Here is a 23,968-nt window from a genome sequence, read left to right on the forward strand (position 1 = left end):
GGACGGGGTTGGGGGCGGGAGCGGGAGCGGAGAAGGGAGCGGCCGGCGCGGCGACCCGTACGGCGTCATGCAGCTCGGTCATCGCCTGCCTCCGTGGCTTCGACGGTGTCGATTTCGGGCGCGAAGCGGCGGCGCAGGTGGGAGCCGGCCGCCGGGCCGGCGGTGACGCGCAGGTCGTCCAGCGTCACGGTGCTGCCGTCCGCGCGGGTCAGCGCGGGTGCGGCGATCTCGTCGCCGGTGCGCCGGTCCAGCAGCACCGTCATCGGACCGCGGTCGGTCATCCAGCGGTCAGCCCAGGCCTTCAAAGCGACGAACGCCGGGAAGAAATCGCGACCCTTGTCGGTCAGCCGGTAGTGGTGACGCGCGCCGCCGTCGGCCGGCACGCGTTCGAACATGCCGTGCTCGACCAGCGTCTTCAGGCGCGCGCTGAGGATATTGGGCGCGATGCCGAGGTTGCGCTGGAATTCGTCGAAGCGCGTGCTGCCGTAGAAGGCCTCGCGCATCAGCAGGATCGCCCAGCGCTCGCCCAGGACCGCCATCGAGCGGGCGATCGGGCAGGGCATGCTGGCAAAGTCGGTATGGCCCACGTCTCCTCCGGTTGTTGTTGCCTGATTTTTACTTTCAATTTGCAAGCATTCTAGCTTGCAATTTGAAAGTGCGTGAGAAACGGGGAATGGGCTCGGTTTGAGCGGTTCAGAGTGAACCGTCGGGGGCGTCGCGGAACACCGGCAGAGCCGGAATCTGCTCGCGCAGGAAGTCGATCAGCGCACGCGTCGCCATCGGCGGATGCGGGTTGGGCGTGGTGATCAGATAGAGCCGGTCGCCGAGCCCTTCGGGCCGCCAGTCGGGCAGCACCTGCACCAGCCGGCCGGCGTGCGCGTCCTGCCAGCCGGCGTAGACGGGCAGCAGGCAGACGCCGTGGCCGGCCTGGACGGCGCGGATCAGGAAGGGGAAGTGCTCGGATTGCAGGCGCGGCAGCAGCTGCACGGCGTCGCGCTGCTCGCCGCGCGTCAGATGCAGCTCGAAGGGGCGCGCGAAGTAGGGCGGACACAGGAAGTCGGTTGCGGCGAGGTCTGCCGGCACCCGGATCGGACCGATCCGTTCCAGATAGGACGGCGCCGCATAGAGGCCCCATTCGATCGCGCAGACGTCGCGCGCCACATGGTCCAGCGGTGGCTGCGAGGTGACCTTCAGCGCCACGTCGATCTCGGCGGCGATCAGGTCGTTGACGCGGTTGTTGAAGAAGACGCGCAGCGTGATGCCCGGATGCCGCTCGGCGAACGTCAGCAGCAGCGGCGCGACGAAGGTGTCGCCCAGGCCGGTCGGCACGCTCAGCCGCACATGGCCGCGCAACGTCTTGCCCAGGCTGTCGATCTCGGCCTGCGCGGACGCGACCTCGCGCAGGATCGCCAGCCCGTGACGGTACAGCGCGTGGCCGGGCTCGGTCAGCTCGAGCCGCCGCGTGGTCCGGCGCATCAATTGGGCGCCCGCCTGGACTTCCAGTTCGCGCAGCTGGCGGCTGACCTGCGAGCGCGTGACGCCGCGCCGGCGGCCGGCTTCGGCCAGATTGCCGGCGTCGACGATATCGACGAAGGCCTGGATCAGGTTCAGGTCCATGGTGCGTCCATCGGGGATTGCCTGGGGGATTGTCGCGCTGGGCTCAACATTGTGCTGCGCTGCCAGGCGATTGTCGATGTCGGTGCCCGCCGTTACAGTGACCGCTCGATATACAGGAGCATTCGAATGGCGGCGGACCTCTGGTTCCAGGATCTACACCGCACCGGCGACGAACTGCTGGCGCGCGGCAGCCGGCTGGCCGGCGGCCTGCGCGCGCTCGGCGTGGCGGAGGGCGACGTGATCGCGGTGCTGCTGCGCAACGACGCGCCGTTCGCCGACATCGTGCACGCCTGCCGGACCGTGGGCTGCTACTACTGCCCGATCAACTGGCACTTCACCGCGGACGAGGTGCGCTATCTGCTCGAGGACAGCGGCGCCAAGGTGCTGATCGCCCACGCCGATCTGCTGCCGGCCGTGCAAGCCGCGGTGCCGGCAGGCATGCCGGTGCTGGCCGTCGGCGAAGATGCCGCGCCGCCGGCTCTCGCTGCGTTGGCGTACGAGCCGTGGCTCGCGGCCCAGCCGCCCTATGACGGCCCACGCGTGGCCCCGCGCGGCCATATGGCTTACACCTCCGGCACCACCGGCCGGCCCAAGGGCGTGCTGCGCGCAGCGGTGCCGCTGGATCGGCTCGATGCGCAGCAGGCGGCGATGCGCTCGGTGGTGGCGCAGGCGATCGGCATCGTGCCGGGCTGCCGCGCGCTGATGTCGGCGCCGCTGTATCACAGTGCGCCCGGCGTCTTCATCCAGAACGCGCTGCAGATGGCCGAGCGCCTGGTGCTGACGCCGCGCTTCGATGCCGAGCAGGTGCTGGCACTGATCGAGCGGCATCGTATCGATGTCGTCTACCTGGTGCCCATCATGTATGTGCGGCTGCTGAAGCTGCCGGACGAAGTGCGCCGGCGCTACGACCTGTCGTCGCTGCGCTTCGTCGCGTCGACCGGCTCGCCGTGCGCGCCGGAGATCAAGCGCGCGATGCTGGACTGGCTGGGGCCGGTGATCCACGAAACCTACGCGTCGAGCGAGGCCGGCATGGTCACCGTGGCGACGCCCGCCGATGCGCTGGCGAAGCCCGGCACCGCGGGCCGGCCGGTGGACCAGGCCAGCGTGCGCATCCTGCGCGAGGACGGCACGCCGTGCGAGACCGGCGAGGTCGGCCTGATCTACGTCCGCCAGCCCGCCTACCCGGATTTCACCTATCGCCACAACGACGCGGCGCGCCGCGCGATCGACCGCGATGGGCTGGTGACGCTGGGCGACATGGGCTATCTGGACGCGGACGGCTATCTGTTCCTGTGCGACCGCGCCTCGGACATGGTGATCTCCGGCGGGGTCAACATCTATCCGGCCGAGATCGAACACCAGCTGGTGCGCTATCCCGGCGTCGCCGATTGCGTGGTGTTCGGCGTGCCCGACGACGAATACGGCGAGCGGCTGCTGGCGATGGTGCAGCCGATGCCCGGGGAGCGCCTCGACGAGGCGCAGATGATCGCGTGGCTGCGCGAGCGGCTGTCGGGATTCAAGGTGCCCCGCACCATCGTGATCGCCGAGCAGTTGCCGCGCGACGAGACCGGCAAGCTCGCCAAGCGCCGGCTGCGCGACCAATACTGGCAGGGGCGGACGCGGCGCGTCTGACAGACCGGTCATCCCTCGCGCAAGCGGGGAATCAGTGGCTTTCAAAGACGCTGGATTCCCCGCTTGCGCGGGAACGACAGGATGGTGGGACGTGAACAACAAACCAAGGAAGGAGACACCATGCAAGGCTGGAAAGCGGGAGGGCGGGCCCGGCGCGGCATCGCCGCGGTGGGGGCGACGGTGGCGGCAACGTTGGCCGCGACATTCGGTGCGGTGTCGACCGCCGGTGCGGCCTATCCGGACCGCCCCATCAAACTGGTGGTGCCCTACACGCCCGGAGGATCGACCGACCAGTTCGGCCGGGCGCTCGCCGAGGGCATGAGCAAGGTGCTGAAGCAGCCAGTGGTGGTCGACAACAAGCCCGGCGCGGCCACCATGATCGGCACCAACCTGGTCGCCCGCGCGCCGGCCGACGGCTATACGGTGGCCTTCGCCACCAACGGCAGCATGGTGCTGAACCCGATGCTGTACAAGAAGATCACCTACGACCCGCCGAAGGACTTCAAGATCTTCAGCATCGGCGCCGAGGTGCCGCTGGTGGTGGTCACCAATACGCAGGTGCCGGCGAACAACATTCGCGAGTTCGCCGCCTATGCGAAGAGCCAGGGCGGCAAGCTGAACTACAGCTCGGTGGGCCTGGGCAATGCGCTGCAGCTGGCCACCGAAATGCTGAAGACCGAGCTCGGCATCGAGCTGACCCACGTGCCCTACAACGGCAGCGCCCCGGCGCTGGCGGCGCTGCTGGCCAACGACGTGCAGCTGATGGTCGATGTGGTCAGCACCTCGCTGCCGCATATCAAGGCCGGCAAGCTGAAGGCGCTGGCGGTGACCAGCCGCAACCGGCTGGACGTGCTGCCCAATGTGCCGACGGTCGCCGAGAGCTATCCGAACTTCCAGGCGGCGACCTGGTTCGGGCTCGCCGTGCCGGCGCAGACGCCGCCCGAGGCGATCGAGAAGCTGCGCGCGGCGGCCGACCAGACCCTGCGCGACCCGCAGTTCCGCACGACCTTCAACGGGCTGGGTTTGCAGGTGCTGCAGCCGATGAGTCAGGCGGAAATCGACCGCTACGTCGCCGCGGATCGCGAGCACTGGGGGAAGGTGATTCGGGCGAAGAATATTTCGCTGGATTGAGGACGGGCGCTTGCAGTTTGCCGGCGCGCCTTTGCCCTCTCCCCCAACCCTCTCCCGCTCGCGGGAGAGCGGAGCGAACCAACAGCCAAGCAGTCGCGACGCGGCAAGTTACTCCCCTCTCGCGCTTGCGGGAGAGGGGCCGGGGGAGAGGGCAGGGGTGGCCGCACGCTGACGCCGCCCGGACGGTGCATCGACGGACCGATGTCCCGAAGCGGGTATAGTTGTGCGCCGCCGCTCGGCGCTCCTGCCGCCGGCACATTTGCCGCGTTGCCAATCGGAGCGCCGACTGGATGTGCAGCCTGCGCGACGCCCCGGGTGCATCCTGGCGGATCGTTGCTCGCGGCGGCGTCACTTCCGGAACATCGGGCCGCCCGACCGCTCCAACGCCCGACCCCAAAACCAGGAGTTTGAATGCGATTCCAACTTGCCGGCCTGGCTGTGGCCGGTTTTACCGCGGCCGGTGTGCTGGTCGCGGCGCCTGCAGTCCATGCGGCCAGCGCCGCGGCCGCCTCGCCGGCGAACGCCGCCAAGCCCGCCACCGCCGCCTCCGCTCCTTCGGCGAACGCCGCCAAGCCGGGCTCGGCCCCCGCTGCTCCCTCCGCCGCTCCCTCCGCAGCTTCAACCTCGTCCGAAGCCGATCTGCTGGCACCGATGCTCGGTGCGCTGAAGATCGGCAATCCGATGCCCGACCTGCCCGATTGCGCCGACAAGCGGACTCCCGACGGCACCGACGTGACGGCGTTCTGCGTCGAAGTGCGCGGCGACGGCGCGATGCGCCAGGTCGGCGTGCCGCGCAAGCAGCGGCCGGCCTTCATGGACGGCCCCCATGCGCTGGCGGTGGTCGATCGCAATGCACTGGTCGGCCTGATCGTACCGACCGACGGCGTGCGGTCGGAACAGTCGACGCTGCGCACGCTGACCGCGCGCTATGGCAAGCCGTTCCGCGAGGAGCAGGTCGCGCTGCTCGACAAGGATGGCAAGACCGTCAACAGCGTCCATGCCGGATGGATGCGGGCACCGCTGACGGTCGAGGTCTATTCGATTCCCGACGACCCCGACACCGGCAGCATCGAACTGTTGCTGCCGCGCGCCCGCACGGTGATGGCGCAGAAGGATGCGGCCATCGCGCAGCAGCTGAACCCGGGCGCTGCCTCGGCGCCGAGCGCGCCCAAGGCCGTGGCGCAGAAGCCGAAGAAGGGCGAGGGCGACGGCAAGCCGGGCAGCTGGTAAGCGCGGCCTCCGTCGTCAGCATTTCCCCGTCGTTCCCGCGCAGGCGGGAACCCGGCGGCTGGATCGAGCGAGGTGCCGGTCGCCGGGCAGGGCAAAAGTCGCTGCGCCGCCGCCATCGCGGGGGCGACGAGGCCCGGCGTACCCGGAGTACCTGCCGGCCTACAGGCCCTCCATCACCTTGTCCAATCCCCGCACGACGCCGCGCAGCGTATGCACCTTGCGGATCGCCAGCAGCGCGCCGGACACGTAGGGCTTCGAACCGTCGCCGGCCTCGTGCTTCAGATGCAGGCGCTGCCCGTCGGCGCCGAAGATCACCTCGACACCCAGCTGATAGCCGGGTAGCCGCACGGCATGCACCTGCGTGCCGGACATCGTCGCGCCGCGCGTCTCCACCGGTCCCTTGACCTGGTCCAGCGGCACCGTCTGCGTCGCCGCCTTGACCTGCCCGAGCCGGTACGCCAGTTCGCGCACGGTGCCTGACGGCACATCGACCTTGGCGGCCTTCGCGTAGTCGATGATTTCCCACTGGTCCAGATGGCGCGCCGCCATCTCGGCGAACTTCTGCAGCAGCACCACCGTGATCGCGAAATTGCCGCAGGCCAGCACGCCGCGGTCGGCGGCGCGCGCGGCTGCGTCGATCTCGGCATAGTCCTCGTCGGACAGCCCGGACGTGCCGACCACCACATGGGCGCCTTGCGCCAGCGCCTGCAGGATGTTGTGCTTGGCGATGTCCGGCTTGGTGTATTCGACGTAGACGTCGTACGGCGTACCGGCGAGCTCGGCGATGCTGGCGACCGCCTTGCCCGGCGTGCCGGCGTGGCCGGTCAGCTGCGCCAGCGTCTGCCCCGCCGCGCCGCGCGACAGGCCGGCCACCAGCGTCATGTCATCGGCATGCGCGACGCCGCGCGCCAGTTCGCCGCCGGCCCAGCCGGTCACGCCGCCCACGGCGACACGGATTGGTGTGTTCATCGGCAAATTCCTCCTGAAGCCATGTTGCGATATTGCGATGCCCGCGTTGCCGCGGAAGGCCCGCCAGTTTGCCGCGTTTGCGCGATGTGCGCAGGCGGGCGCGCGGCACCAGGCGGGCGCGGACGCGGGCGGAGCGGGGCAGGGCGGGGCGGGGCGGGCCGGCGCCGAAGGCGAGGCTGGCCGTCACCCCACGGGGCGCCGCCGATCGATCTTGCGCGCCAGCACGATCGACGTGCTGGTGTGGTTCACGCCGTCGAGCGCGCCGATCTCGTCGAGCAATCTGTCCAGCCGCGCGTGCGTATCGCAGCGGATCACCGCCATGTAGTCGACCGGCCCGCTGACCGAATCGAGCTCCACCACCTCGGGGAAGCGCTGCAGCGCACGCAATACCGCGGGCGCCGTCTTGGGCTGCACCGACAGCCCGCAGAAGGCGAGGATCGCGTCTTCCTCCATCTGCTGCCCCAGCCGCACGCCATAGCCGGCGATTACGCCGAGCCGCTCCAGCCTTGCGATGCGGGCCACCACGGTGGTGCGGGCAATGCCGAGCTTGCGCGCCAGATTGGCGGCACTGTCGCGCGCGTTGGCCTGCAACAGCGACAGCAGGTGACGGTCGATCTGGTCCAGGTCGGTCAATCCAATCTCCGTACGGTGAGGTGCCGGCGTCTCGTCGATTCGTCGAGATGTGCCGTCGGATCGACCGATTATGGCGGGTTTTCGTCGATGTTGTCTGTTCAATCCGACGGCGCTGCGCACCATACTTCAGTCACGGGATGGCGTTGCGCGTCGGTGCGCAGCCATGCCGCGCAAGAGACCTGCGCGTTGCGAGATTTGCCACCGAGGACTTGCGCGCCCCCTAACCCGCGTCGGAGGACCGTCATGAACAACAATTTTTCCTTCCCTTCGGCCAAGCGTGCCGGTGCGGCGCTGCCCGTGACCGTGCTCGGTGCCGGCAAGATCGGCCGGACCATCGCCGGCATGCTGCAGGACAGCGGCGACTATGCAGTGACCGTCGTCGATCGCTACCGCGACGCGCTGGACGCGCTGCCGGCAGGCGTATCGACCCGCGTGGCGGATCCCTCCGAGCGGCAGGCCTGCATGGAGGCGCTGGCCGGTGCGGCCGCCGTGATCAACGCGCTGCCGTTCCATGCGGCGGTACCGGTGGCAACCGTCGCGGCAGAGCTGGGCGTGCACTACTTCGACCTGACCGAGGACGTCGCGGCGACGCGGGCGATCCGCGCGCTGGCAGCCGATGCGCGTGCGGTACTGATGCCGCAGTGCGGGCTGGCGCCGGGCTTTATCGGCGTGGTCGGCCACGACCTTGCGCAGCGCTTCCTGCGCGGCGGCGGCAAGCTGCTCGATCTGCGCATGCGCGTCGGCGCGCTGCCGCGCTATCCGAACAATGCGCTGAAGTACAACCTGACCTGGAGCACCGAGGGGCTGATCAACGAGTACTGCAATCCGTGCGAGGCCATCGTCGATGGCCGCCGCGTCGAGGTGCCGGCGCTCGAGGGGCTGGAGAGCTTTGCGCTGGACGGCATCGAATACGAAGCCTTCCATACGTCTGGCGGGCTCGGTACGCTGCCCGAAACGCTGGCCGGGCGCGCCCGCCACGTCGACTACAAGTCGATCCGCTATCCTGGGCATTGCGCGGTGATCAAGCTGCTGCTCGATGATCTGCGGCTGCGCGAGCGGCGCGACTGGCTGCGCGAGATCTTCGACAGCGCGATTCCGTTGACCGAGCAGGACGTGGTGGTCGTATTCGCCAGCGCCACGGGCCGCACCGCGGGCGCGGACGGGCGGCTGGGGCCGCTGACGCAGGCCTCGTTCTCGGCGCGCATCGGCGGCGCCGACGGCGAGCACGGTCATCTGAACGCGATCCAGCTGACCACCGCCGCGGGCGTCTGCGCCGCGCTCGACATGGTGATCGCCGGCCAGTTGCCGCAACGGGGCTTCGTCCGCCAGGAGGACATGCGGCTCGAGGCCTTTCTCGCCAACCGTTTCGGCAGGCACTACACCTGCCACCCGCTGCAGGAGGCCCTCGCATGAAAGCCGACGCATTCGCGCGCTGCTGGCGCGCCATTGGCCAGCCCATCCCTTGGCGCGACGGCGCGGGCGGCGCCGGCGCGCTCCCGGCGCGTTCGCCGATCGACGGCGAGGTGTTCGGGCATATCGCGCCTTGCAGCGCGGACGAGGCGGACGCCCGCATCGCGCAGGCCCACGCCGCGCAGAGCGGCTGGGCGCTGGTGCCGGCGCCGGTGCGCGGCGAGGTGGTGCGGCGCTTCGGCGAGGTGCTGCGCGAACATCGCAGCGCGCTTGGCGAACTGGTCTCGCTGGAGACCGGCAAGATCCTGCAGGAAGGGCTGGGCGAGGTGCAGGAGATGATCGACATCTGCGACTTCGCGGTCGGCCTGTCGCGTCAGCTGCATGGGCTGACGATCGCCAGCGAGCGGCCGCAGCATGCGATGCGCGAGACCTGGCATCCGTTCGGCGTCTGCGGCGTGATTTCGGCGTTCAACTTCCCGGTGGCGGTATGGGCGTGGAACGCCGCGCTGGCGCTGGTGTGCGGCAACGCGGTGGTATGGAAGCCGTCCGAAAAGACCCCGCAGTGCGCCCTTGCGGTGCAGGCCCTGCTCGATCGCGTGATCGAGGCCGCGGCGCCGGAGCACGCCGGCATCGCCACCGTGCTGTGCGGCGGCCGGCAACTGGGCGAACGGCTGGTCGCGCACCCCGACGTGCGGCTGGTCAGCGCGACCGGTTCGACGCGGATGGGGCGCGAGGTCGGCATCGCGTGCGCCGGGCAGTTCAAGCGCAGCATCCTCGAACTCGGCGGCAACAACGCCGCCATCGTCGCGCCGTCGGCCGATCTGTCGCTAGCGCTGCGCGCGATGACCTTCGCCGCCGCCGGTACCGCCGGGCAGCGCTGCACCACGCTGCGCCGCGCCTTCGTCCATGTCGACCTGTTCGACACCCTGCGTGAGCAGTTGACGCAGATCTTTGCGCGCCTGCCGGTCGGCGATCCGCTTGAGGCCGGCACGCTGGTCGGCCCGCTGATCGACCGCGCCGCCGGCGACAACATGGCCAACGCGCTGGCCAGCTGCCGCGCCCAGGGCAATGCGGTGCATGGCGGCGAACGGCTGCTGACCGACCGCTATCCGCGGGCCTGCTATATGCGGCCGGCGCTGGTCGTCACCGATACGCAGCACGACACCATGCTGACCGAGACCTTCGCGCCGATCCTGTACCTGATGCCGTACACCTCGCTGGAGGAGGCCATCGCGCTGAACAATGCGGCGGCGCACGGGCTGTCGTCGTGCATCTTTACCGAGTCGCTGCGCGAGGCGGAGCGCTTCCTGTCGTCGGCCGGCAGCGACTGCGGCATCGCCAACGTCAATATCGGCACCAGCGGCGCCGAGATCGGTGGGGCGTTCGGCGGAGAAAAGGCGACCGGGGGCGGGCGCGAATCGGGCTCGGATGCGTGGAAGGGCTATATGCGGCGGGCCACCAATACGATCAATTACGGCGACGCGCTGCCGTTGGCGCAGGGGATTCGCTTCGATCTGTAAGACGAGCAAAGGCGAGCAAAGGCGAGCCGGCTGCCCGGCTTGTAGGGAACGGTAACGTGGGTTACAGGGCCCTGACCCCGTATTACCGAGTCGCCCCGTATAACGGCGTCATCAATTCCGTATAACAGGGGCAAAAAATGAAAGCGTGGTTGGCGGGTCTGGGGGCAGTGGCGGCGGCAGGCTTGTCCGGCTGCGCGGTCTATCCGGCGCCGGTCGATGCCGGCGTCACGGTCGGGGTGGGAGCGCCGGTCTATGTCGCGCCACCGCCGGTGGTGGTCGCGCCGCGGCCTTACTACTACGGGTATCCGTATCGCGGCTATTACCGCGGCGGGCATGGCCACTGGCATGGGCGCGGCCATGGGCATGGCCACGGGCACGGCCATGGCCGCGGGCACTGGCGCTGAGCGCGGAAGCGTTAAAGCGTCAAGACGTGAGGGTGGCCGCCGTGGCCCGGGAGGCGCCGCGATGCGGGCGGCTCAGATCTGCCCGTTCAGGCCCGCCCAGCTCGGCGCCAGCGTCTGCGGCACGTCGATCAGATCGAGCACGCGGCCGATCGTATGGTCGACCAGCTGCGCGATGGTATCGGGCTTCTGATAAAAGCCGGGTACCGGCGGAAAGACGATGCCGCCCATTTCGGTAACGGCCGTCATATTGCGCAGATGCGCCAGGTTCAGCGGGGTCTCGCGCACCATCAGCACCAGCCGGCGGCGCTCCTTCAGCGTGACGTCGGCCGCGCGGGTGATCAGGTTGTCGGACAGGCCATGCGCGATCGCGGCGAGCGTGCGCATCGAGCACGGCGCGATCACCATCGCATGCGCGCGGAACGAACCGCTGGCGATCGTGGCGCCGATATCGCGCACGTTGTGCACCACATCGGCCAGCGCCTCGGTCTCGGCCTTGCCGATCTCCAGCTCGTGCTGCAGGTTCATCACGCCCGCCGGCGAGATCAGCAGATGCGTCTCGACCTCCGGGACCGCGCTCAGCACCTGCAGCAGCCGCACGCCATAGACGGCGCCGGTAGCACCCGTGATCGCGACAATCACGCGCCGCGGCGCGGCGGCGGGCCCGGCGGTCATCGCGGGCTCCAGAACCTCAGCCCTTGAGCAGGGTTTGCAGCTCGCCGCTCTGGTACATCTCCATCATGATGTCCGAGCCGCCGACGAATTCGCCGTTGACGTAGAGCTGCGGGATGGTCGGCCAGTTGGCGTATTCCTTGATGCCCTGGCGAATGCTGTCGTCTTCCAGCACGTTGACCGTCATCGGCGCGTCGACGCCGCAGGCCTTCAGGATCTGGATCGCGCGGCCGGAGAAACCGCACATCGGAAACTGCGCCGTGCCCTTCATGAACAGCACGACGGGATGGCCCTTGACGATCTGGTCGATCTTTTGTTGCACGTCACTCATGATTTTCGCTTCGGAAGGTTGGCGCTGAGGCGAACCGCGCGCCATGGAATCGGAGACGCGCGCCGGCCGATGGGATGAAAAGCCGAAGGGTGGCGCGCGGGATCGGGACGATTCTACCGGATTCGGACCGGCCCTTCAGGCCTCGGACCGGGGCTGCGGGAGCGCTACGCCGGCGGTGCCGCCCAGCCACCGGCCGCCGCTGCAGCGCTCGTTGCCGCCCAGGTCTCGCTCGGTGAAGACCTCGGCAAAGCCGGCATCGCGCAGCAGCTGCCGGGCCGCCACGCCCTGATCGAAGCCGTGTTCCATCAGCAGCCATCCGCCCGCTTCGAGATGCGCACCGGCGCCGGCAACGATGGTGGCCAGGTCGGACAGCCCGTCGCCATGGTCGGTCAGCGCATCGACCGGTTCGAAGCGCAGATCGCCGCTGGACAGATGCGGATCGCCGGCCGCGATATACGGCGGGTTGCTGACGATCAGCGTGAAGCGGGTGTCGGCCGGCACCGCCGCATACCAGTCCGACTCCAGGAACCGAACGTTGTCGGCGCCCAGCGCCGCCGCATTGGCGCGCGCGATACCGAGCGCGGCCGGTGAAATGTCGGTGGCCCAGACCTGCGCATCGGGCCGTTCGCAGGCCAGCGTGACCGCGAGGATGCCGGAGCCGGTGCCGAGGTCGAGCACCCGCGGCGCCTGCGTGCTCATCAATCGGGCCAGCGCCGCCTGCACCGCGATCTCGGTGTCCGGGCGCGGGATCAGCACCGCCGGACTGACGCGGAACGGACGGCCGTAGAACTCGCGCTCGCCGATCAGATAGGCCATCGGTTCGCCTGCCAGTCGCCGGTTCATCAGCGTCACCAGCGCGCCATGCTGGGCAGCGTCGAGCGGTTGGGTATCGCGCGTGATCAACTGCGTGCGGGAGAGGCGGGTCACATGCGTCAGCAGCATGCGCGCTTCAAGGGCCGGCAGTCCGGCCCGGGCCATTGCCGCGAGCGCCTCGCGCAGCGTCGCCTGCGCCGGCAGTGTGTCGGGCGGCAGCGGTGCGGAGGACGGGGAATCGGTCATCGGAACTGTGAAAGGTCGGGCGGCGGGAAAGGGCCGCCGCACCATGAAAAAGCCCCGCCGGCACACTGCCGTGGCGGGGCTCGGTACGGCGCGGGCGACGGCTTAGTTCTTGGTCGCTTCCTTGGCCTTGTCGGCGGTCTCGTTGACCGCGTTGCTGGCAGCGTCCTTGGCGTTTGCCATGGCCGAGGCGGCTTCGTCCTTGGCGCGCTCGGCGGCGGCGGACACGTCCGAAGCTGCGTTGCTGGCCGCGGCCTTGGCGGCGTCGGCAGCGGATTCCGCAGCCGCGGCGGCGTCGCTGGCCGCCGACTTGGCCGATTCGGCCGCGCTGGCCATCGCGCTTTCGACGTTCGACGAGGCGGGGGCTTCATCCTTCTTGCCGCAAGCAGCCACTGCAGCGGTGACCATCAACAACGCAAGCAGTTTCTTCATGATTTCGTCCTTTTGTCCGTTATCGAGAAAAGACTTGCCCGGTATTTGTGCCGGGTTAGCCGTTTCCGATTATAGCGACCAACCATGTCGTTACCATGGCTGTTTCAGGCATTTACAAGAAATACAAGTATTTTGCCCGCGGAAAACAACCGTAGCGAATATCTCGCCTCGCCATTTACACGTCTTCGCCCAACGCGGCCAATTGGTCGGCCTGATGTTCGGCCGAAAGCGCGCCGATCAATTCGTCGAGATCGCCATCCATGATCATGTCGATCTTGTATAGCGTCAGATTGATGCGATGGTCGGTCACGCGGCCCTGCGGAAAGTTGTACGTGCGAATGCGGTCGCTGCGATCCCCGGAGCCGATCAGATTGCGGCGCGTGTGGGCCTCCTTCGCCTGCGCCGCACGCAGCTGCATGTCCTTGAGCCGCGCCGCCAGCACCTTCATCGCCTTGTCCTTGTTGCGATGCTGGCTGCGGTCGTCCTGGCATTCGACCACGATGCCGGTCGGCAGGTGAGTCAGCCGGACCGCGGAATCGGTCTTGTTGATGTGCTGGCCGCCCGCACCGGAGGCGCGGAAGGTATCCACGCGCAGATCGCCCGGATTGATCTCGATCTCGCCCAGTTCGTCGGCCTCTGGCATCACGGCGACCGTGCAGGCCGAGGTATGGATGCGGCCCTGCGCCTCGGTGGCCGGCACGCGCTGCACGCGATGGCCGCCCGATTCGAACTTCAGCTTCGAGAATGCCGCATCGCCGGCAATGCGCACGATCACTTCCTTGTAGCCGCCGAGATCCGACGGCGATTCGCTCATGACCTCGACCTGCCAGCGCTGCCGCTCCGCATAGCGCGTGTACATGCGCAGCAGATCGCCGGCGAACAGCGCGCTTTCCTCGCCGCCGGTGCCGGCGCGGATTTCGAGGATCAGGTTGCGGTCGTCGTTGGGGTCCTTTGGCAGCAGCAACGTCTGCAGGCTGGCTTCCAGTTCTTCCAGCTGGGCGCGAGCGGCGTCGATCTCGTCGCTGGCAAAGGCTTTCATCTCGGGATCGTCGAGCAGCGCCTGCGCGGTGGCCAGATCGTCCTGTGCCTGACGATAGAGCGCATATTGCTCGGCCACGGGCGACAGCTCGGCATGCTCGCGCGTCAGCTTGCGGTACTGCTCCATGTTCGCGGTGGCGTCTTCGCGCGCGAGCAGGGCATTGACTTCGTCGAGGCGCTCGGCCAGTTGGTCGAGCTTGGCTTGCATGCTGGCTTTCATGGGAATCCGGGTGAGGCGTCGGTGGAGCGTCGCCTGGTGCAGGCGGATGCCGCGGGCGGGCGGCGGCGATGGAGCGGAGCTGCAGACGGCGCGCGGGGGCGCCGGCGCGCGCCGCGAGCGCGGCTAACGCTCGGAGTGGCTGCTGTGGCGGAACAGGCCAGGGACCAGGCGCAGCAGCGCCTCGCGGTCTTCGCCCTGCGTGTGATTCAGCGCGTGGGTCGGGCCGTGCAGGAACTTGCGGGTCAGCGCGCCGGACAGCGCCTCGAGCACGGCTTCAGGGTCGTCGCCGCGCGCCAGCATCTTGCGCGCGCGTTCGAGCTCAGCCTGCCGCATCGCTTCGCCGTTGGCCTGCAGTTCGCGGATCACCGGCACCACGCTGCGCGTCTCCAGCCAGTGCATGAAATGCTGGACACGCGTTTCGATGATCGCTTCAGCCTGCGCGACCGCGGCCTGCCGCATCGCGTTGCCTTCGCGCACGATCGCGCCGAGGTCGTCGACGGTATAGAGGAAGACGTCGTCGAGCCGCGCCACTTCAGGCTCGACATCGCGCGGCACGGCGAGGTCAACCATCATGATCGGCCGGTGCTTGCGCTGCTTGACCGCCCGTTCGACCGCGCCCAGCCCGATGATCGGCAGCGAGCTGGCGGTGCTGGAGACGACGATGTCGAATTCGTGCAGCCGCGAGCCCAGGTCGGACAGGCGGATCGCTTCGGTATTGAGCCCCTGCGCGGCCAGTTGCTCGGCCAGTTTCTCGCCGCGCTCGACCGTGCGGTTCGCGACGACGATCTGGCGCGGGCTTTGCGCGGCGAAATGCGTTGCGCAAAGTTCGATCATCTCGCCGGCGCCGATGAACAGCACGCGCTGGCCCGAGATGCTTTCGAAGATCCGTTGGCCCAGCCGTACCGCGGCCGCCGCCATCGAGACCGAATGCGCGCCGATCTCGGTCTGGCCGCGCACTTCCTTGGCCACGGCGAAGGTGCGCTGGAACAGTTGGTTCAGATAGGTGCCGAGCGTGCCGGCCTCGCCGGCGGTGCGCACCGCGTCCTTCATCTGGCCCAGGATCTGGGTCTCGCCCAGCACCATCGAATCGAGGCCGCTGGCGACGCGGAAGGCATGGCGGACCGCCTCGGATTGCGGCAGCGCGTACAGATGCGGGGCCAGTTCGCCGGCCGGGATGTTGTGGTGCTGCGCCAGCCAGCGCAGCGTGTGTTCGAAGCCCTCGGAGCCGGACAGCACCAGGTCGGTGGCGCAGTAGATCTCGGTCCGGTTGCAGGTCGACAGGATCGCCGCCTCGGTGCCGCGCTTGCCGGCCAGCTGGGTGCGCAGCGCCCCGAGCGCCGGCTTGATCTGCTCGAGCGGAAACGCCACCCGTTCGCGAAGCGAGACGGGCGCCGTGTTGTGATTGATTCCGATCGCGAGCAGTTGCATGGTGTGGGGACTTTCGCTGTCCGACTGGCGGGCCATTCCGGCCTCGCGGCAGCTTTGCCTGCACTGGGCATGGCGGCGCGCATACCGGCTGTTCAGGGCCGTGCCGGGCGCCGCCGGGACGGCTTGCATTATACCGCCCGGGCGCGATCCTTGCGTTCGCGGGCCGGCCGGGCCTTGTGCTTGTCCGCGACCGGTCCGAGTTGAGTTATCGTTACGCCGCTGCGCGGCAGGCAAGTGCGGCGATCTGACAACGGAAGCGGGCGATGCTGGGGACGTTCTTGGTGGGCATGGTGGTCGGACTGGTAGCGCGGGCGATGCACCCACGCGGGCCGGTGCTGACCGTGCCGATGGCGCTGCTGCTGGGCGCTGTCGGCGCGCTGGCCACCTTCTATCTGGGGCGCGCGCTGCGCTGGTTCATCGACGGCCAGCTCAGCGGCTGGACCGCGGCGATCCTCGGCGCCGCGCTGCTGGTAGGGGTGGCCGGGCTGTTCGCGCGCCGCGGGCGCTGAGCGGGGGCGGATCAGTCGATGGCGCGGTCGTCCCCGCCAAAGCGCGGACCCAGCGTCGTGCCCCGCTCGCTGCAGGCCCACTAGCCACTGGGTCCCCGCGTTCGCGGGGACGACATCGGTTCGCTACTGCAGTGCCGCCAGAAAGCGCCGAATCACCCCTTCCGAATAGTGGCTGGCCACGTCGGCCAGGAACGCCGGGAAATCGACATGGGCGCTGTCGTCCGCCCGGTCGGATACGGTCCGCATGACCGCGTGCGGCACGCCGTATTCGTGACAGACCTGCCCGACCGCCGCGCCCTCCATTTCCACCGCCAGCAGCCCCGACAGGCGCGCCCGCAGTTCGGCCACCGTGGTCGGCGCGCCGATGAACTGATCGCCGCTGGCGATCATGCCCAGATGCAGATTCGGTGCCGTGACGCCGAAGCGTGCGCGCACCGGCGCCGGCACCGCGCTGGCGAGATCCTCTTTCAGGAAGGCCTGTGCCGCCTCGCGCAGCGCGGCCGTCAGCGTCGGATCGGTCGGGAATGCTTCGAGGCCCAGCAGCGGCACCTGATGGCGCGGAAACAGCGGCCGCGCGTCCATGTCGTGCTGCACGGTGCGATCGGCGATCACCAGATCGCCAACCTGTACGCCCGCGCCGATGCCGCCCGCCAGGCCGGTGAAGACGATGCCATCGACGCCGAATTCGCGGATCAGCGTCACCGTGGTGGCCGCCGCGGCGACCTTGCCGACCCGGGCCAGCACCAGCACGCAGCGCTGGCCGTACAGTTCGCCGACGTAGTAGTCGCGCATGCCGATCCGGTGCACGGTGGCGCGCGCGTCGTCGTGGCGCATGGCGGCGATCAGGCCGTCGATTTCGTCGTGCAGGGCGGCGAGGATGCCGAGGGTCATGGTCGGTGCGGGGAGCGAAACGGGAGAACAGGCCGGCCTGAGCCGGAAAAGCCGACAGCATACCGGCAGCGCGGCGGGCGCGCGCCGGGTCGTGTCGCGCCGCCTTTGGCCGTGCGGTCGCCACGGTGCTTTGCTAGAGTGCAGCCAACGCCCTCCCGGAACGCCGCCCATTCCATGCCGAACGATCGCCACGCCAACCGTCCGAACATCCGGCATGCCTACCGGCGCGCACTGGCGGACTGGTGCACCCAGCAGCGACTGGCGGCGCAACCGGCGCAACAGGCCTGGGCCGCCACCGAGCCCCGGCTCGCCGATTGGCATCGCTGGCTGGACCGGGCGCTGCTGGCGCTCGGCGTGGCGCTGCTTTGCTCCGGCGTGATCGTCTTTTTCGCCTTCAACTGGCAGGCCCTGCACAAGTTCACGCGCTTCGGCGTGCTGGCCTTGCTGATCAGCGCGCTGGCGGCCTTCGCCTGGCGCCGGCCCGACGGCGACGCTGCCGGTCGCGCCGCGCTTGTCGGCGCGCAAATGGTCACGGGCGCGCTGCTGGCGGTGATCGGACAGGTCTATCAGACCGGCGCCGATCCGTGGCAACTGTTCGCCTGGTGGGCGCTGCTCGCCGTACCGTGGGCGCTGGCCGCGCACGCTCCGCTGCATTGGGCGCTGGCGGTCGTGCTGGCCAATGTCGCGCTGCTGCGCTTCTTCAGCGTCGAAGTGGGGACCGGCCTGCCTTTCTCGCTGCTGTTCGATGCCGTCGGCGGCAGGCTTGGTGGCCTGTGCCTGCTTGCCGCAGCGCTGGTGCAACTGGCGCTGTGGCTGGTCTTGTCCGCCGCCGCACCGCGCTTCGGTGTACGAGGGCGGGGCGGGGCACGGCTGCTCGCAGCCTTGAGCTGCGCCTATGCGATCTGGCTGGGACTGGCGGCTTTGTTCGGCAGCCATGTCGATGGCGGCATGCTCGTCGTCTCGGTGGTGGCCTTGCTGGCGGTCGGCGCGTGGTTTCGCTACCGCACGTTCGATCTGTTGGTCTTGAGCCTGACCGCGTTGTCGCTGATCGCGCTGGCCGTCGCTGCGCTCGGTCGCGGCCTGGCCGAGGCGGGCGCGCAATTCGGCGGATTTCTGCTGTTGGGGCTAATGACCCTGGGTCTATCGGGCGCCGCGGCGGCCTGGCTGATGCGCTTGTATCGGAATGACACGGACGCAATGCACACGGGCGCGCCAACGTCGCCCCAGCGTCCCGATGCCGAGCCGCAGACACCGGCGTCGTCGCCGGCGCAGGCGCTGTGGCGCAAACTCGCTGCCGACCGCGCGGTTCAGGGGGAGGCCCCGACGGACACAGAGGCCCCATGGTCGGTCCGTCTGCTGACCGGCATGGCGGGGTGGCTCGGCGCGGTGTTCTTCCAGTTGTTCCTGCTGGGCACGGTGTTTGTCGCCGCGCGCGAAAACAGCGTGGCCATCCTGAGCTGCGGACTGGCGCTGATTGCGCTGGCCGCGCTGCTCTACCGGGGGCGCGCGGGCCATACCGGCTTCGAGCAATTCGCGCTGGCCAGCAGCCTGACCGGACAAGGGCTCGCGTTCTATGCCGCCGCCGATCTGCTCGGCCGCGCCCGCGCGGTCGAGACCGCCGCATTCTGGTGCGGACTCGCGGCCTGCGAGATGCTGCTCTATGCGGCGATCGGCAACCGGCTGCATCGCTTGTTGTCCGCGCTTGCGGCGATGGTGTCGGTGGCTATCGCCTTGACCATCGCCATCGCGATGGGACCGGCCAAGCCCTGGCAGGCGGTGGGCTGGGCGCTGGCCTGGCTGGCGCCGATCGCCCTGCTCAAGGCCACGCTGTTCGCGGGAGTCGAAGGACGGCTCGCCGCACTCGGACGCCATCACTGGCTGGGCCCGGCTGCCGACGCCTTGTTGTTCTGCGGTCTGCTTGGCGCCTTGATCGTGACGGGCATCGGCCATCCGCTCGGCCTCTTCGCAGAGCCGGCATTGCAAGGCGTCCCGCATTGGCTCGCGGGCGCGTTGTTGGCGGTGATGCTGGTTGGCTTTGGCATCGTCGAAGCGGCCCGGCTCGGCCTTTCCTTTCGCCGGCGTGCCGCGCTCGCAACGGTGCTTGCGGTATGCGCCGCACCGATGGTCGGCGCCCCCGCGGTCGTGGCCGGCGTGCTCGCGGCCGGACTGGCCTTGCGACGCGCCTCGCTTGCCTGGCTCGGGCTGGGTCTGACGGCGATCGGTCTGGGTTTCATCTGGTATTACAGCGCGCTGCACTGGACGCTGGCGATCAAGTCAGGAACGCTGGTATTGGCCGGCACCGCCGTGCTGGCGGCACGCGCATGGCTGTCGCGGCCGCGATCCGCGCTCGGTGTGGCCGACATCGCAGAGGAGGGCGGCCGATGAAACGCTGGATCCCGATTGCCTGGGTGCTGACGCTGGCGGTCGCCTGCGCTGGCGTGATCGGCAAGGAAAGGCTGCTCGCGCGCGGCGACGTGGTGCTGTTGCGGCTGGCACCGGTCGACCCCCGCTCGCTGATGCAGGGCGACTATATGGCGCTGAACTTTGCCATCGGGGCGCCCATCCTGCGCGCGCTGGAAACCACCGACGACCGTATCCGCACGGCGGTGGTCCGGCTCGATGCGCGCGGCGAGGCGAGCTTCGTGCGGCTGCATCGCGGCGAGCCGCTCGTCGCCGGCGAGCATCTGCTGCGCTTCCAGCCTGGGCCGTCGCGCTGGGGAACGGACCAGATCCGCATCTCGACCGACGCGTACTTCTTCCAGGAAGGACACGCGCGCCGCTACGAGGGCGCGCAATTCGGCGCCTTCCGCGTCGATGCCGATGGGCAGGCGCTGCTGGTGGAACTGCGCGACGCGGCAGGCCATCCGCTGTGAACGCGACACCTTCGGCCGCGCTGGTGGTCGGTTGCACCGCGCTGTCGATGCTCGCCTTCGCCGGCAACTCGCTGCTGTGCCGGCTCGCGCTGCGGGACACGACCATCGATGCGGCGACCTTCACGACCGTGCGTCTTGCGTCGGGCGCCATCACGCTGTGGGTGCTGGTCCGGCTGCGTCATCGTGTATCGCACCGGTTGGAACCGGCCTCCAATGCATCGAGCGGCAACTGGCGCTCAGCGCTGGCGCTGTTCGCCTACGCGGTCTTTTTCTCGTACGCCTACGCGCAACTGTCGGCCGCCACCGGCGCACTGCTGCTGTTCGGCGCGGTGCAGGTCACCATGATCGGCCGCGGCCTCTGGCTCGGCGAGCGGCCGCATCCGGTGCAGACAGCCGGCTATCTGATCGCCGTCGCGGGACTGATTGGGATGCTGCTGCCCGGCCTGTCGGCCCCACCGTTGCTCGGCGCATTGCTGATGCTGGCGTCGGGCGCGGCATGGGGCATCTATTCGATCCGCGCCAAGGGCGTGCGCGATCCGGTACGCGCCAATGCCGGCAACTTCCTGCGCGCTGCGGCCTGCTGCGTGCCGCTCTATCTGGCCGCGCTGCCGCGGGCGAGCCACGATGCCGAAGGCATGCTGTACGCGGTGCTGTCCGGGGCGATTGCCTCGGCGCTCGGCTATGCGATCTGGTATGTCGCGCTGCGCGGTTTGACGGTGACTACCGCGGGACTGGTGCAACTGAGCGTGCCGGTCATCGCTGCGGCGGCTGGGGTGGTGCTGTTGGAAGAGGCGGTGACGTGGCGATTGGTGGCGGCGTCGGTCGCGGTTCTCGGTGGGGTGGCAGTGGGGATGGCGTATCGGCGGGCGGCGGGGGGAGGGGCTGCGTCGTCATTCTGCGGCGTCGCGGTGGCCGTTCGAATCAAAACCCAATCAAGAAAGATTCGATGGCGTTACGAGTGCCAACTCATTGATTTTTAAAGGGCCGACGTGGGCTGCGCCGCTGTTTGGCCGCGCAAAATCAAAACGCGATCAAGAAATTTATGCCCAATGAGGCACATATCCGGCGCGAGGATGGGCGGGATCGGCCGCCCGGATCAGACCGGCCTCCAAGGTTCGATTGATGACTGCGGTGGCCTGGGCAGCATTCTTCGGTGCTATCCCCAATCGTTCGCATAGCGTCGAGTTTTTCATTTTGTCGCCGCTCAAGAACCGGAGCACAGCATGAAAATAGCAGGCCCGTACCCGCTCGTCTGGCGTCATCTCTGCGAGGCTTCGAGGTCCATAGAGAACGGCTTGAGTCGAATTTGCTTCCGCTCGAAACAAGGGCGGTGGTAACTGAAATACCTCAACGGCTTTCACTACCTTATCAAGTCCGCTGCCTTGCTCTTCGCAGATTCCCATGCGGCGCATCAATGCCGCCAAGGATTCATTGCGCGATCGTGGGGGAAGATCGATCATGCGATCCGGCTTCACCAATGGCGCCCCGGGGTTGCTGATCTCCACGCGATCCTCAAACAGTTCGATTTGAGGGCCGGCGCCGGTTACGGTCATGTCCTGATGAATCAGCGCATTCGCTGTCAACTCGCGGATCGCCACCTCGGGAAACAGCGGATGCGCTTCTCGCAGAGCGATGCCAATGTGTTCGTTCTTCGGCATCAAGTCATGCAAGTAGCTGAGCAAACGTGAAAATCCGACGGCGTATCCGTTGCATCCATCGAAACGATGCGTCACCATCGCCGCTCGGTTTCTTCCCGCATACGCGGTAAATCGGACTGCTTTGCGCGCGAGGCTGGGTGAGAAGTCGCTCAGGCGCGCAGCGAACAGAATCGCCCCAAGATTCGTGATGTTCCATCGTTTCCCGACGTCTCGGACGATGGCTCGCTCGGATTCAAGCCTTTCGAGGATGGCCGTGCGATTGTCCGGTACTGGCTGCTTTGTTAGGCGGAAATACTGGCCGTAATCCAGGAGTGAGAGCACATCGTCGCCGCTGGCATATCGTCTCGCGATACTGTGCTCCCAGTGGTAGGGCTGCATGCACTCGATCAGCTTTTGATACCGTCCGGGGTAGTCGGTTAGCTTCGGCGTAGCACTTCCGATGCGAATGTACGGAACGCTTCCGAAGCAAACTGGAGTGCCGGTTGCTGCGGGAATCTCAAGCAATACGATTCGCCCCTGAGGATGCGCAATCTCGCGGAAAGTGAACGTAATGCTGGGCTGCAAGCGATTCGCAAGCCAAAGTTGTAGCGCTGTACCACCGACTGTTTGCGCTTCTGGATCGAAATGCGTACCAGCCACTGTGTGATCATCGTTCTCGACACCCCACACCACAAACGCGCAGTCCTTACCTTCCATACGCGCGGAGTTGGAGAGAGCCGAACAGAGTTTCCCGATTACTTCGGGATCGACATTGTTGCGCTTCAATTCGAGCCACGGCGTCTCGCTCGTGTGGGCGCGCAGCTCATCGACTAGCGCAATATCGCGCTCAATACTCATGCTCAACCTTTGCGATGTTGATGAAAAGAAGTGCTTTTTCACGCGATGCTGGTCTTTACGAGGCCAGCGGACATTGCACAAGGCTTGACCGTAAGCGCGTCGGTGCAGTCTGGAGTGCTAGCGAAATGGCGGAAGCGTGTGAAAGCAGATTGGCCTGAGGGCCCGTGTCGGCCAGCCGCAAGCTTAGTGAGATGAGGACACTGGGATGCAGCAAAACACGCCCGGCTTTATAGAAATTCGCCCCATTTCTGGTGGTCGAATTACCTGGTCAGCGCATTGAAGCAAGCGGAGTTGCGTGGCACGTTGGGCATTTGCAGCCCTGCCCGCGTCCGCGCCTTGCATTGATACCGGTGCCGCGTCATCGCGGTGGTAGGTGGAGCGAGCGAGCCGATCGCGTGGTCACATCGTAGGGGGGCAGATGAGCTATTCACAGCCGCGCTCAAACCGGACGCAACGCCTCCAGCATGATATCCGCCAGCCGCTGCGATACCTCGGACGCGGGACCAGGCGCGCGCAGCAGCATCAGCGGCATCTTGCCCAGCGGCGGCAGGCCGTCGGCAGCTCCGAATTGACGCAGCGATGCGGGCAAGCCGTAGGGCGTCCGCACGACCAGACCGAGGCCGGCCGCGGCGGCGGCCCATAGACCGCCCAGGTTTGGACTGGTGAACGAGATGCGCCACGGAATGCCGGCGCGATCGAGCGCGGCGGTAGCGGCGTCGTGGAAATGGCAGGGCCGGTCGAACACGGCCAGCGGTACGGGTTCGCCGGGTGGCAGGCGCCAGGGCAGCGTGGCCGGCCCAACCCAGCACATCTGCGGTTCGCCGACCAGCGTGATATCGGCGCCGGGCGCTCTTGCTGCGGCAGCGCCATTCGCACCGCCCCACACCAGCGCCAGCTCCAGCGTCCGCGCCTGGATGCGGGCGAACAGATCGTGATTGCGCGCGACCATCGCCTCCACCCGTACCTTCGGATGCGCGCGCGCAAACCGGCCCAACACCTCGGGTAGCGTCGCCTCGCCGAATTCTTCCTGCAGTCCCAACCGAACGCCGCCGGACAGGTCGACGCCACGCACGGCGGCGGCCGCCTCGTCGTTGAGTGCGACGATCCGGCGTGCATAGCCGAGCAGCAGATTCCCGGCCTCGGTCAGCTCGAGCGTCCTGCCCGCCTTGCGAAACAGCGGCGTGCCGGCCATGTCCTCGAGCTTGTGGATCTGCGCGCTGACCGCCGAGGTGGAACGGCCCACCTGATCGGCTGCGCGGGCAAAGCTGCCCAGGTCGATGCCCGCCACTAGGCTGCGAAGCGCGGCGATATCGAGATTCAGTGCCATGAGAATCGTCCGGAAATTCAAAACAATCGGTTCAAAACTTTCCGATTTTCACGACGAATGGTCGTTGGAATACTGGCGCTCCGTCAACTGCCTTATCGGAGAGCCGTCGTGGCCGAGTCCGTCTGCTTGTCCTCTCGTTCCCGCCCTTCCCGC

At 68.0% G+C, this 23,968-nt stretch carries 23 protein-coding genes; 10 read left to right on the plus strand and 13 right to left on the minus strand.

What is annotated here, in order from left to right:
• Positions 1–65 precede the first annotated feature (65 nt).
• Both HTY53_RS23570 and HTY53_RS23575 read right to left on the minus strand, forming a co-directional pair.
• Complete coding sequence (locus HTY53_RS23570; RefSeq protein WP_174109019.1) at positions 66–587, minus strand: winged helix-turn-helix transcriptional regulator; 522 nt, start codon at positions 585–587, stop codon at positions 66–68.
• A gap of 106 nt (positions 588–693) precedes the next feature.
• Positions 694–1,617, minus strand: a complete 924-nt coding sequence (locus tag HTY53_RS23575) for a LysR family transcriptional regulator (RefSeq protein WP_174109020.1) — start codon at positions 1,615–1,617, stop codon at positions 694–696.
• Positions 1,618–1,743: 126 nt separating this feature from the next.
• Here HTY53_RS23575 and HTY53_RS23580 point away from each other — a divergent pair, with 126 nt between their 5' ends.
• The 3 genes from HTY53_RS23580 (at position 1,744) to HTY53_RS23590 (ending at position 5,610) form a co-directional block, all read left to right on the plus strand.
• Positions 1,744–3,249, plus strand: coding sequence for an acyl-CoA synthetase (locus HTY53_RS23580; protein ID WP_174109021.1), 1,506 nt, complete (start codon positions 1,744–1,746; stop codon positions 3,247–3,249).
• A 120-nt stretch (positions 3,250–3,369) separates the two neighbouring features.
• Positions 3,370–4,380, plus strand: coding sequence for a Bug family tripartite tricarboxylate transporter substrate binding protein (locus HTY53_RS23585; RefSeq protein WP_174109022.1), 1,011 nt, complete (start codon positions 3,370–3,372; stop codon positions 4,378–4,380).
• Between the two features lie 411 nt (positions 4,381–4,791).
• Positions 4,792–5,610, plus strand: coding sequence for a hypothetical protein (locus HTY53_RS23590; RefSeq protein WP_174109023.1), 819 nt, complete (start codon positions 4,792–4,794; stop codon positions 5,608–5,610).
• 159 nt (positions 5,611–5,769) lie between these two features.
• Here HTY53_RS23590 and dapB read toward each other — a convergent pair whose 3' ends face one another.
• Both dapB and HTY53_RS23600 read right to left on the minus strand, forming a co-directional pair.
• Entirely contained in the window at positions 5,770–6,579 is an 810-nt protein-coding gene (gene dapB / locus HTY53_RS23595) for a 4-hydroxy-tetrahydrodipicolinate reductase (protein ID WP_174109024.1), read from the minus strand.
• Positions 6,580–6,762: 183 nt separating this feature from the next.
• A complete protein-coding gene (locus tag HTY53_RS23600) occupies positions 6,763–7,212 on the minus strand; it encodes an Lrp/AsnC family transcriptional regulator (protein ID WP_174109025.1) in 450 nt (149 codons plus the stop codon).
• 243 nt (positions 7,213–7,455) lie between these two features.
• On the opposite strand from HTY53_RS23600, the gene HTY53_RS23605 reads away from it, so the two are divergent.
• From HTY53_RS23605 to HTY53_RS23615, 3 genes are all read left to right on the plus strand, one after another.
• Entirely contained in the window at positions 7,456–8,625 is a 1,170-nt protein-coding gene (locus HTY53_RS23605; RefSeq protein ID WP_174109026.1) for a saccharopine dehydrogenase family protein, read from the plus strand.
• Positions 8,622–10,142 carry an L-piperidine-6-carboxylate dehydrogenase gene (gene amaB, locus HTY53_RS23610; RefSeq protein ID WP_174109027.1) on the plus strand — a complete coding sequence of 507 codons (1,521 nt, stop codon included), beginning with the start codon at positions 8,622–8,624 and terminating at the stop codon, positions 10,140–10,142. Before HTY53_RS23605 ends, amaB begins: the two co-directional genes overlap by 4 nt.
• A gap of 137 nt (positions 10,143–10,279) precedes the next feature.
• Complete coding sequence (locus HTY53_RS23615; protein ID WP_174109028.1) at positions 10,280–10,546, plus strand: virulence factor; 267 nt, start codon at positions 10,280–10,282, stop codon at positions 10,544–10,546.
• A 72-nt stretch (positions 10,547–10,618) separates the two neighbouring features.
• On the opposite strand, the gene HTY53_RS23620 is transcribed toward HTY53_RS23615, so the two are convergent.
• The 6 genes from HTY53_RS23620 to hemA all read right to left on the minus strand — a co-directional run bounded on the left by HTY53_RS23620 (position 10,619) and on the right by hemA (position 15,720).
• A complete protein-coding gene (locus HTY53_RS23620; protein ID WP_174109029.1) occupies positions 10,619–11,218 on the minus strand; it encodes a UbiX family flavin prenyltransferase in 600 nt (199 codons plus the stop codon).
• Positions 11,219–11,234: 16 nt separating this feature from the next.
• A complete protein-coding gene (gene grxD, locus HTY53_RS23625; protein ID WP_053822619.1) occupies positions 11,235–11,546 on the minus strand; it encodes a Grx4 family monothiol glutaredoxin in 312 nt (103 codons plus the stop codon).
• 135 nt (positions 11,547–11,681) lie between these two features.
• On the minus strand, positions 11,682–12,605 hold the full coding sequence (prmC, locus tag HTY53_RS23630) for a peptide chain release factor N(5)-glutamine methyltransferase (RefSeq protein WP_174109030.1): 924 nt from the start codon (positions 12,603–12,605) through the stop codon (positions 11,682–11,684).
• Positions 12,606–12,707: 102 nt separating this feature from the next.
• Complete coding sequence (locus HTY53_RS23635) at positions 12,708–13,034, minus strand: hypothetical protein (protein ID WP_174109031.1); 327 nt, start codon at positions 13,032–13,034, stop codon at positions 12,708–12,710.
• 175 nt (positions 13,035–13,209) lie between these two features.
• Entirely contained in the window at positions 13,210–14,292 is a 1,083-nt protein-coding gene (gene prfA / locus HTY53_RS23640; protein WP_174109032.1) for a peptide chain release factor 1, read from the minus strand.
• Positions 14,293–14,415: 123 nt separating this feature from the next.
• The gene (gene hemA / locus HTY53_RS23645) at positions 14,416–15,720 is read right to left on the minus strand and encodes a glutamyl-tRNA reductase (RefSeq protein ID WP_174109033.1); all 1,305 of its coding nucleotides are present in this window, start codon (positions 15,718–15,720) and stop codon (positions 14,416–14,418) included.
• 263 nt (positions 15,721–15,983) lie between these two features.
• Here hemA and HTY53_RS23650 point away from each other — a divergent pair, with 263 nt between their 5' ends.
• Positions 15,984–16,229, plus strand: a complete 246-nt coding sequence (locus HTY53_RS23650; RefSeq protein WP_174109034.1) for a hypothetical protein — start codon at positions 15,984–15,986, stop codon at positions 16,227–16,229.
• 123 nt (positions 16,230–16,352) lie between these two features.
• Here HTY53_RS23650 and HTY53_RS23655 read toward each other — a convergent pair whose 3' ends face one another.
• A complete protein-coding gene (locus HTY53_RS23655; protein WP_174109035.1) occupies positions 16,353–17,120 on the minus strand; it encodes a 5'-methylthioadenosine/adenosylhomocysteine nucleosidase in 768 nt (255 codons plus the stop codon).
• A 174-nt stretch (positions 17,121–17,294) separates the two neighbouring features.
• Between HTY53_RS23655 and HTY53_RS25100 the strand changes: the two genes are divergently transcribed.
• Genes HTY53_RS25100 through HTY53_RS23675 form a run of 3 tightly spaced genes read left to right on the plus strand, consistent with a single transcriptional unit; the run spans position 17,295 to position 20,973 of the window.
• A complete protein-coding gene (locus HTY53_RS25100) occupies positions 17,295–19,505 on the plus strand; it encodes a DUF4401 domain-containing protein (protein ID WP_368041063.1) in 2,211 nt (736 codons plus the stop codon).
• Positions 19,502–19,993: a GDYXXLXY domain-containing protein gene (locus HTY53_RS23670; RefSeq protein ID WP_174109036.1), complete on the plus strand. Its 492-nt coding sequence runs from the start codon at positions 19,502–19,504 to the stop codon at positions 19,991–19,993. The genes HTY53_RS25100 and HTY53_RS23670 overlap by 4 nt, the downstream gene beginning before the upstream one ends.
• Before the next feature lie 47 nt (positions 19,994–20,040).
• On the plus strand, positions 20,041–20,973 hold the full coding sequence (locus HTY53_RS23675) for a DMT family transporter (RefSeq protein WP_174109037.1): 933 nt from the start codon (positions 20,041–20,043) through the stop codon (positions 20,971–20,973).
• Between the two features lie 60 nt (positions 20,974–21,033).
• Here the strand turns inward: HTY53_RS23675 and HTY53_RS23680 are convergent, their stop codons facing one another.
• Complete coding sequence (locus tag HTY53_RS23680; RefSeq protein ID WP_368041064.1) at positions 21,034–22,530, minus strand: ATP-binding protein; 1,497 nt, start codon at positions 22,528–22,530, stop codon at positions 21,034–21,036.
• 397 nt (positions 22,531–22,927) lie between these two features.
• On the minus strand, positions 22,928–23,815 hold the full coding sequence (locus HTY53_RS23685) for a LysR substrate-binding domain-containing protein (RefSeq protein WP_174109038.1): 888 nt from the start codon (positions 23,813–23,815) through the stop codon (positions 22,928–22,930).
• Between the last annotated feature and the right edge of the window lie 153 nt (positions 23,816–23,968).

Source organism: Cupriavidus gilardii (genome assembly GCF_013314895.1).
GTDB lineage: Bacteria > Pseudomonadota > Gammaproteobacteria > Burkholderiales > Burkholderiaceae > Cupriavidus > Cupriavidus gilardii_C.

Bases quoted from the DNA above. Each gene is read 5' to 3' on its own strand.
- grxD (WP_053822619.1), bottom strand. From the start codon at position 11,546: ATGAGTGACGTGCAACAAAAGATCGACCAGATCGTCAAGGGCCATCCC.
- HTY53_RS23670 (WP_174109036.1), top strand. From the start codon at position 19,502: ATGAAACGCTGGATCCCGATTGCCTGGGTGCTGACGCTGGCGGTCGCC.
- HTY53_RS23590 (WP_174109023.1), top strand. From the start codon at position 4,792: ATGCGATTCCAACTTGCCGGCCTGGCTGTGGCCGGTTTTACCGCGGCC.
- HTY53_RS23635 (WP_174109031.1), bottom strand. From the start codon at position 13,034: ATGAAGAAACTGCTTGCGTTGTTGATGGTCACCGCTGCAGTGGCTGCT.
- HTY53_RS23675 (WP_174109037.1), top strand. From the start codon at position 20,041: ATGCTCGCCTTCGCCGGCAACTCGCTGCTGTGCCGGCTCGCGCTGCGG.
- HTY53_RS23615 (WP_174109028.1), top strand. From the start codon at position 10,280: ATGAAAGCGTGGTTGGCGGGTCTGGGGGCAGTGGCGGCGGCAGGCTTG.
- HTY53_RS25100 (WP_368041063.1), top strand. From the start codon at position 17,295: ATGCCGAACGATCGCCACGCCAACCGTCCGAACATCCGGCATGCCTAC.
- dapB (WP_174109024.1), bottom strand. From the start codon at position 6,579: ATGAACACACCAATCCGTGTCGCCGTGGGCGGCGTGACCGGCTGGGCC.
- amaB (WP_174109027.1), top strand. From the start codon at position 8,622: ATGAAAGCCGACGCATTCGCGCGCTGCTGGCGCGCCATTGGCCAGCCC.
- HTY53_RS23655 (WP_174109035.1), bottom strand. From the start codon at position 17,120: ATGACCCTCGGCATCCTCGCCGCCCTGCACGACGAAATCGACGGCCTG.
- HTY53_RS23685 (WP_174109038.1), bottom strand. From the start codon at position 23,815: ATGGCACTGAATCTCGATATCGCCGCGCTTCGCAGCCTAGTGGCGGGC.
- HTY53_RS23605 (WP_174109026.1), top strand. From the start codon at position 7,456: ATGAACAACAATTTTTCCTTCCCTTCGGCCAAGCGTGCCGGTGCGGCG.
- HTY53_RS23575 (WP_174109020.1), bottom strand. From the start codon at position 1,617: ATGGACCTGAACCTGATCCAGGCCTTCGTCGATATCGTCGACGCCGGC.
- HTY53_RS23585 (WP_174109022.1), top strand. From the start codon at position 3,370: ATGCAAGGCTGGAAAGCGGGAGGGCGGGCCCGGCGCGGCATCGCCGCG.
- prmC (WP_174109030.1), bottom strand. From the start codon at position 12,605: ATGACCGATTCCCCGTCCTCCGCACCGCTGCCGCCCGACACACTGCCG.
- hemA (WP_174109033.1), bottom strand. From the start codon at position 15,720: ATGCAACTGCTCGCGATCGGAATCAATCACAACACGGCGCCCGTCTCG.
- HTY53_RS23580 (WP_174109021.1), top strand. From the start codon at position 1,744: ATGGCGGCGGACCTCTGGTTCCAGGATCTACACCGCACCGGCGACGAA.
- prfA (WP_174109032.1), bottom strand. From the start codon at position 14,292: ATGAAAGCCAGCATGCAAGCCAAGCTCGACCAACTGGCCGAGCGCCTC.
- HTY53_RS23650 (WP_174109034.1), top strand. From the start codon at position 15,984: ATGCTGGGGACGTTCTTGGTGGGCATGGTGGTCGGACTGGTAGCGCGG.
- HTY53_RS23620 (WP_174109029.1), bottom strand. From the start codon at position 11,218: ATGACCGCCGGGCCCGCCGCCGCGCCGCGGCGCGTGATTGTCGCGATC.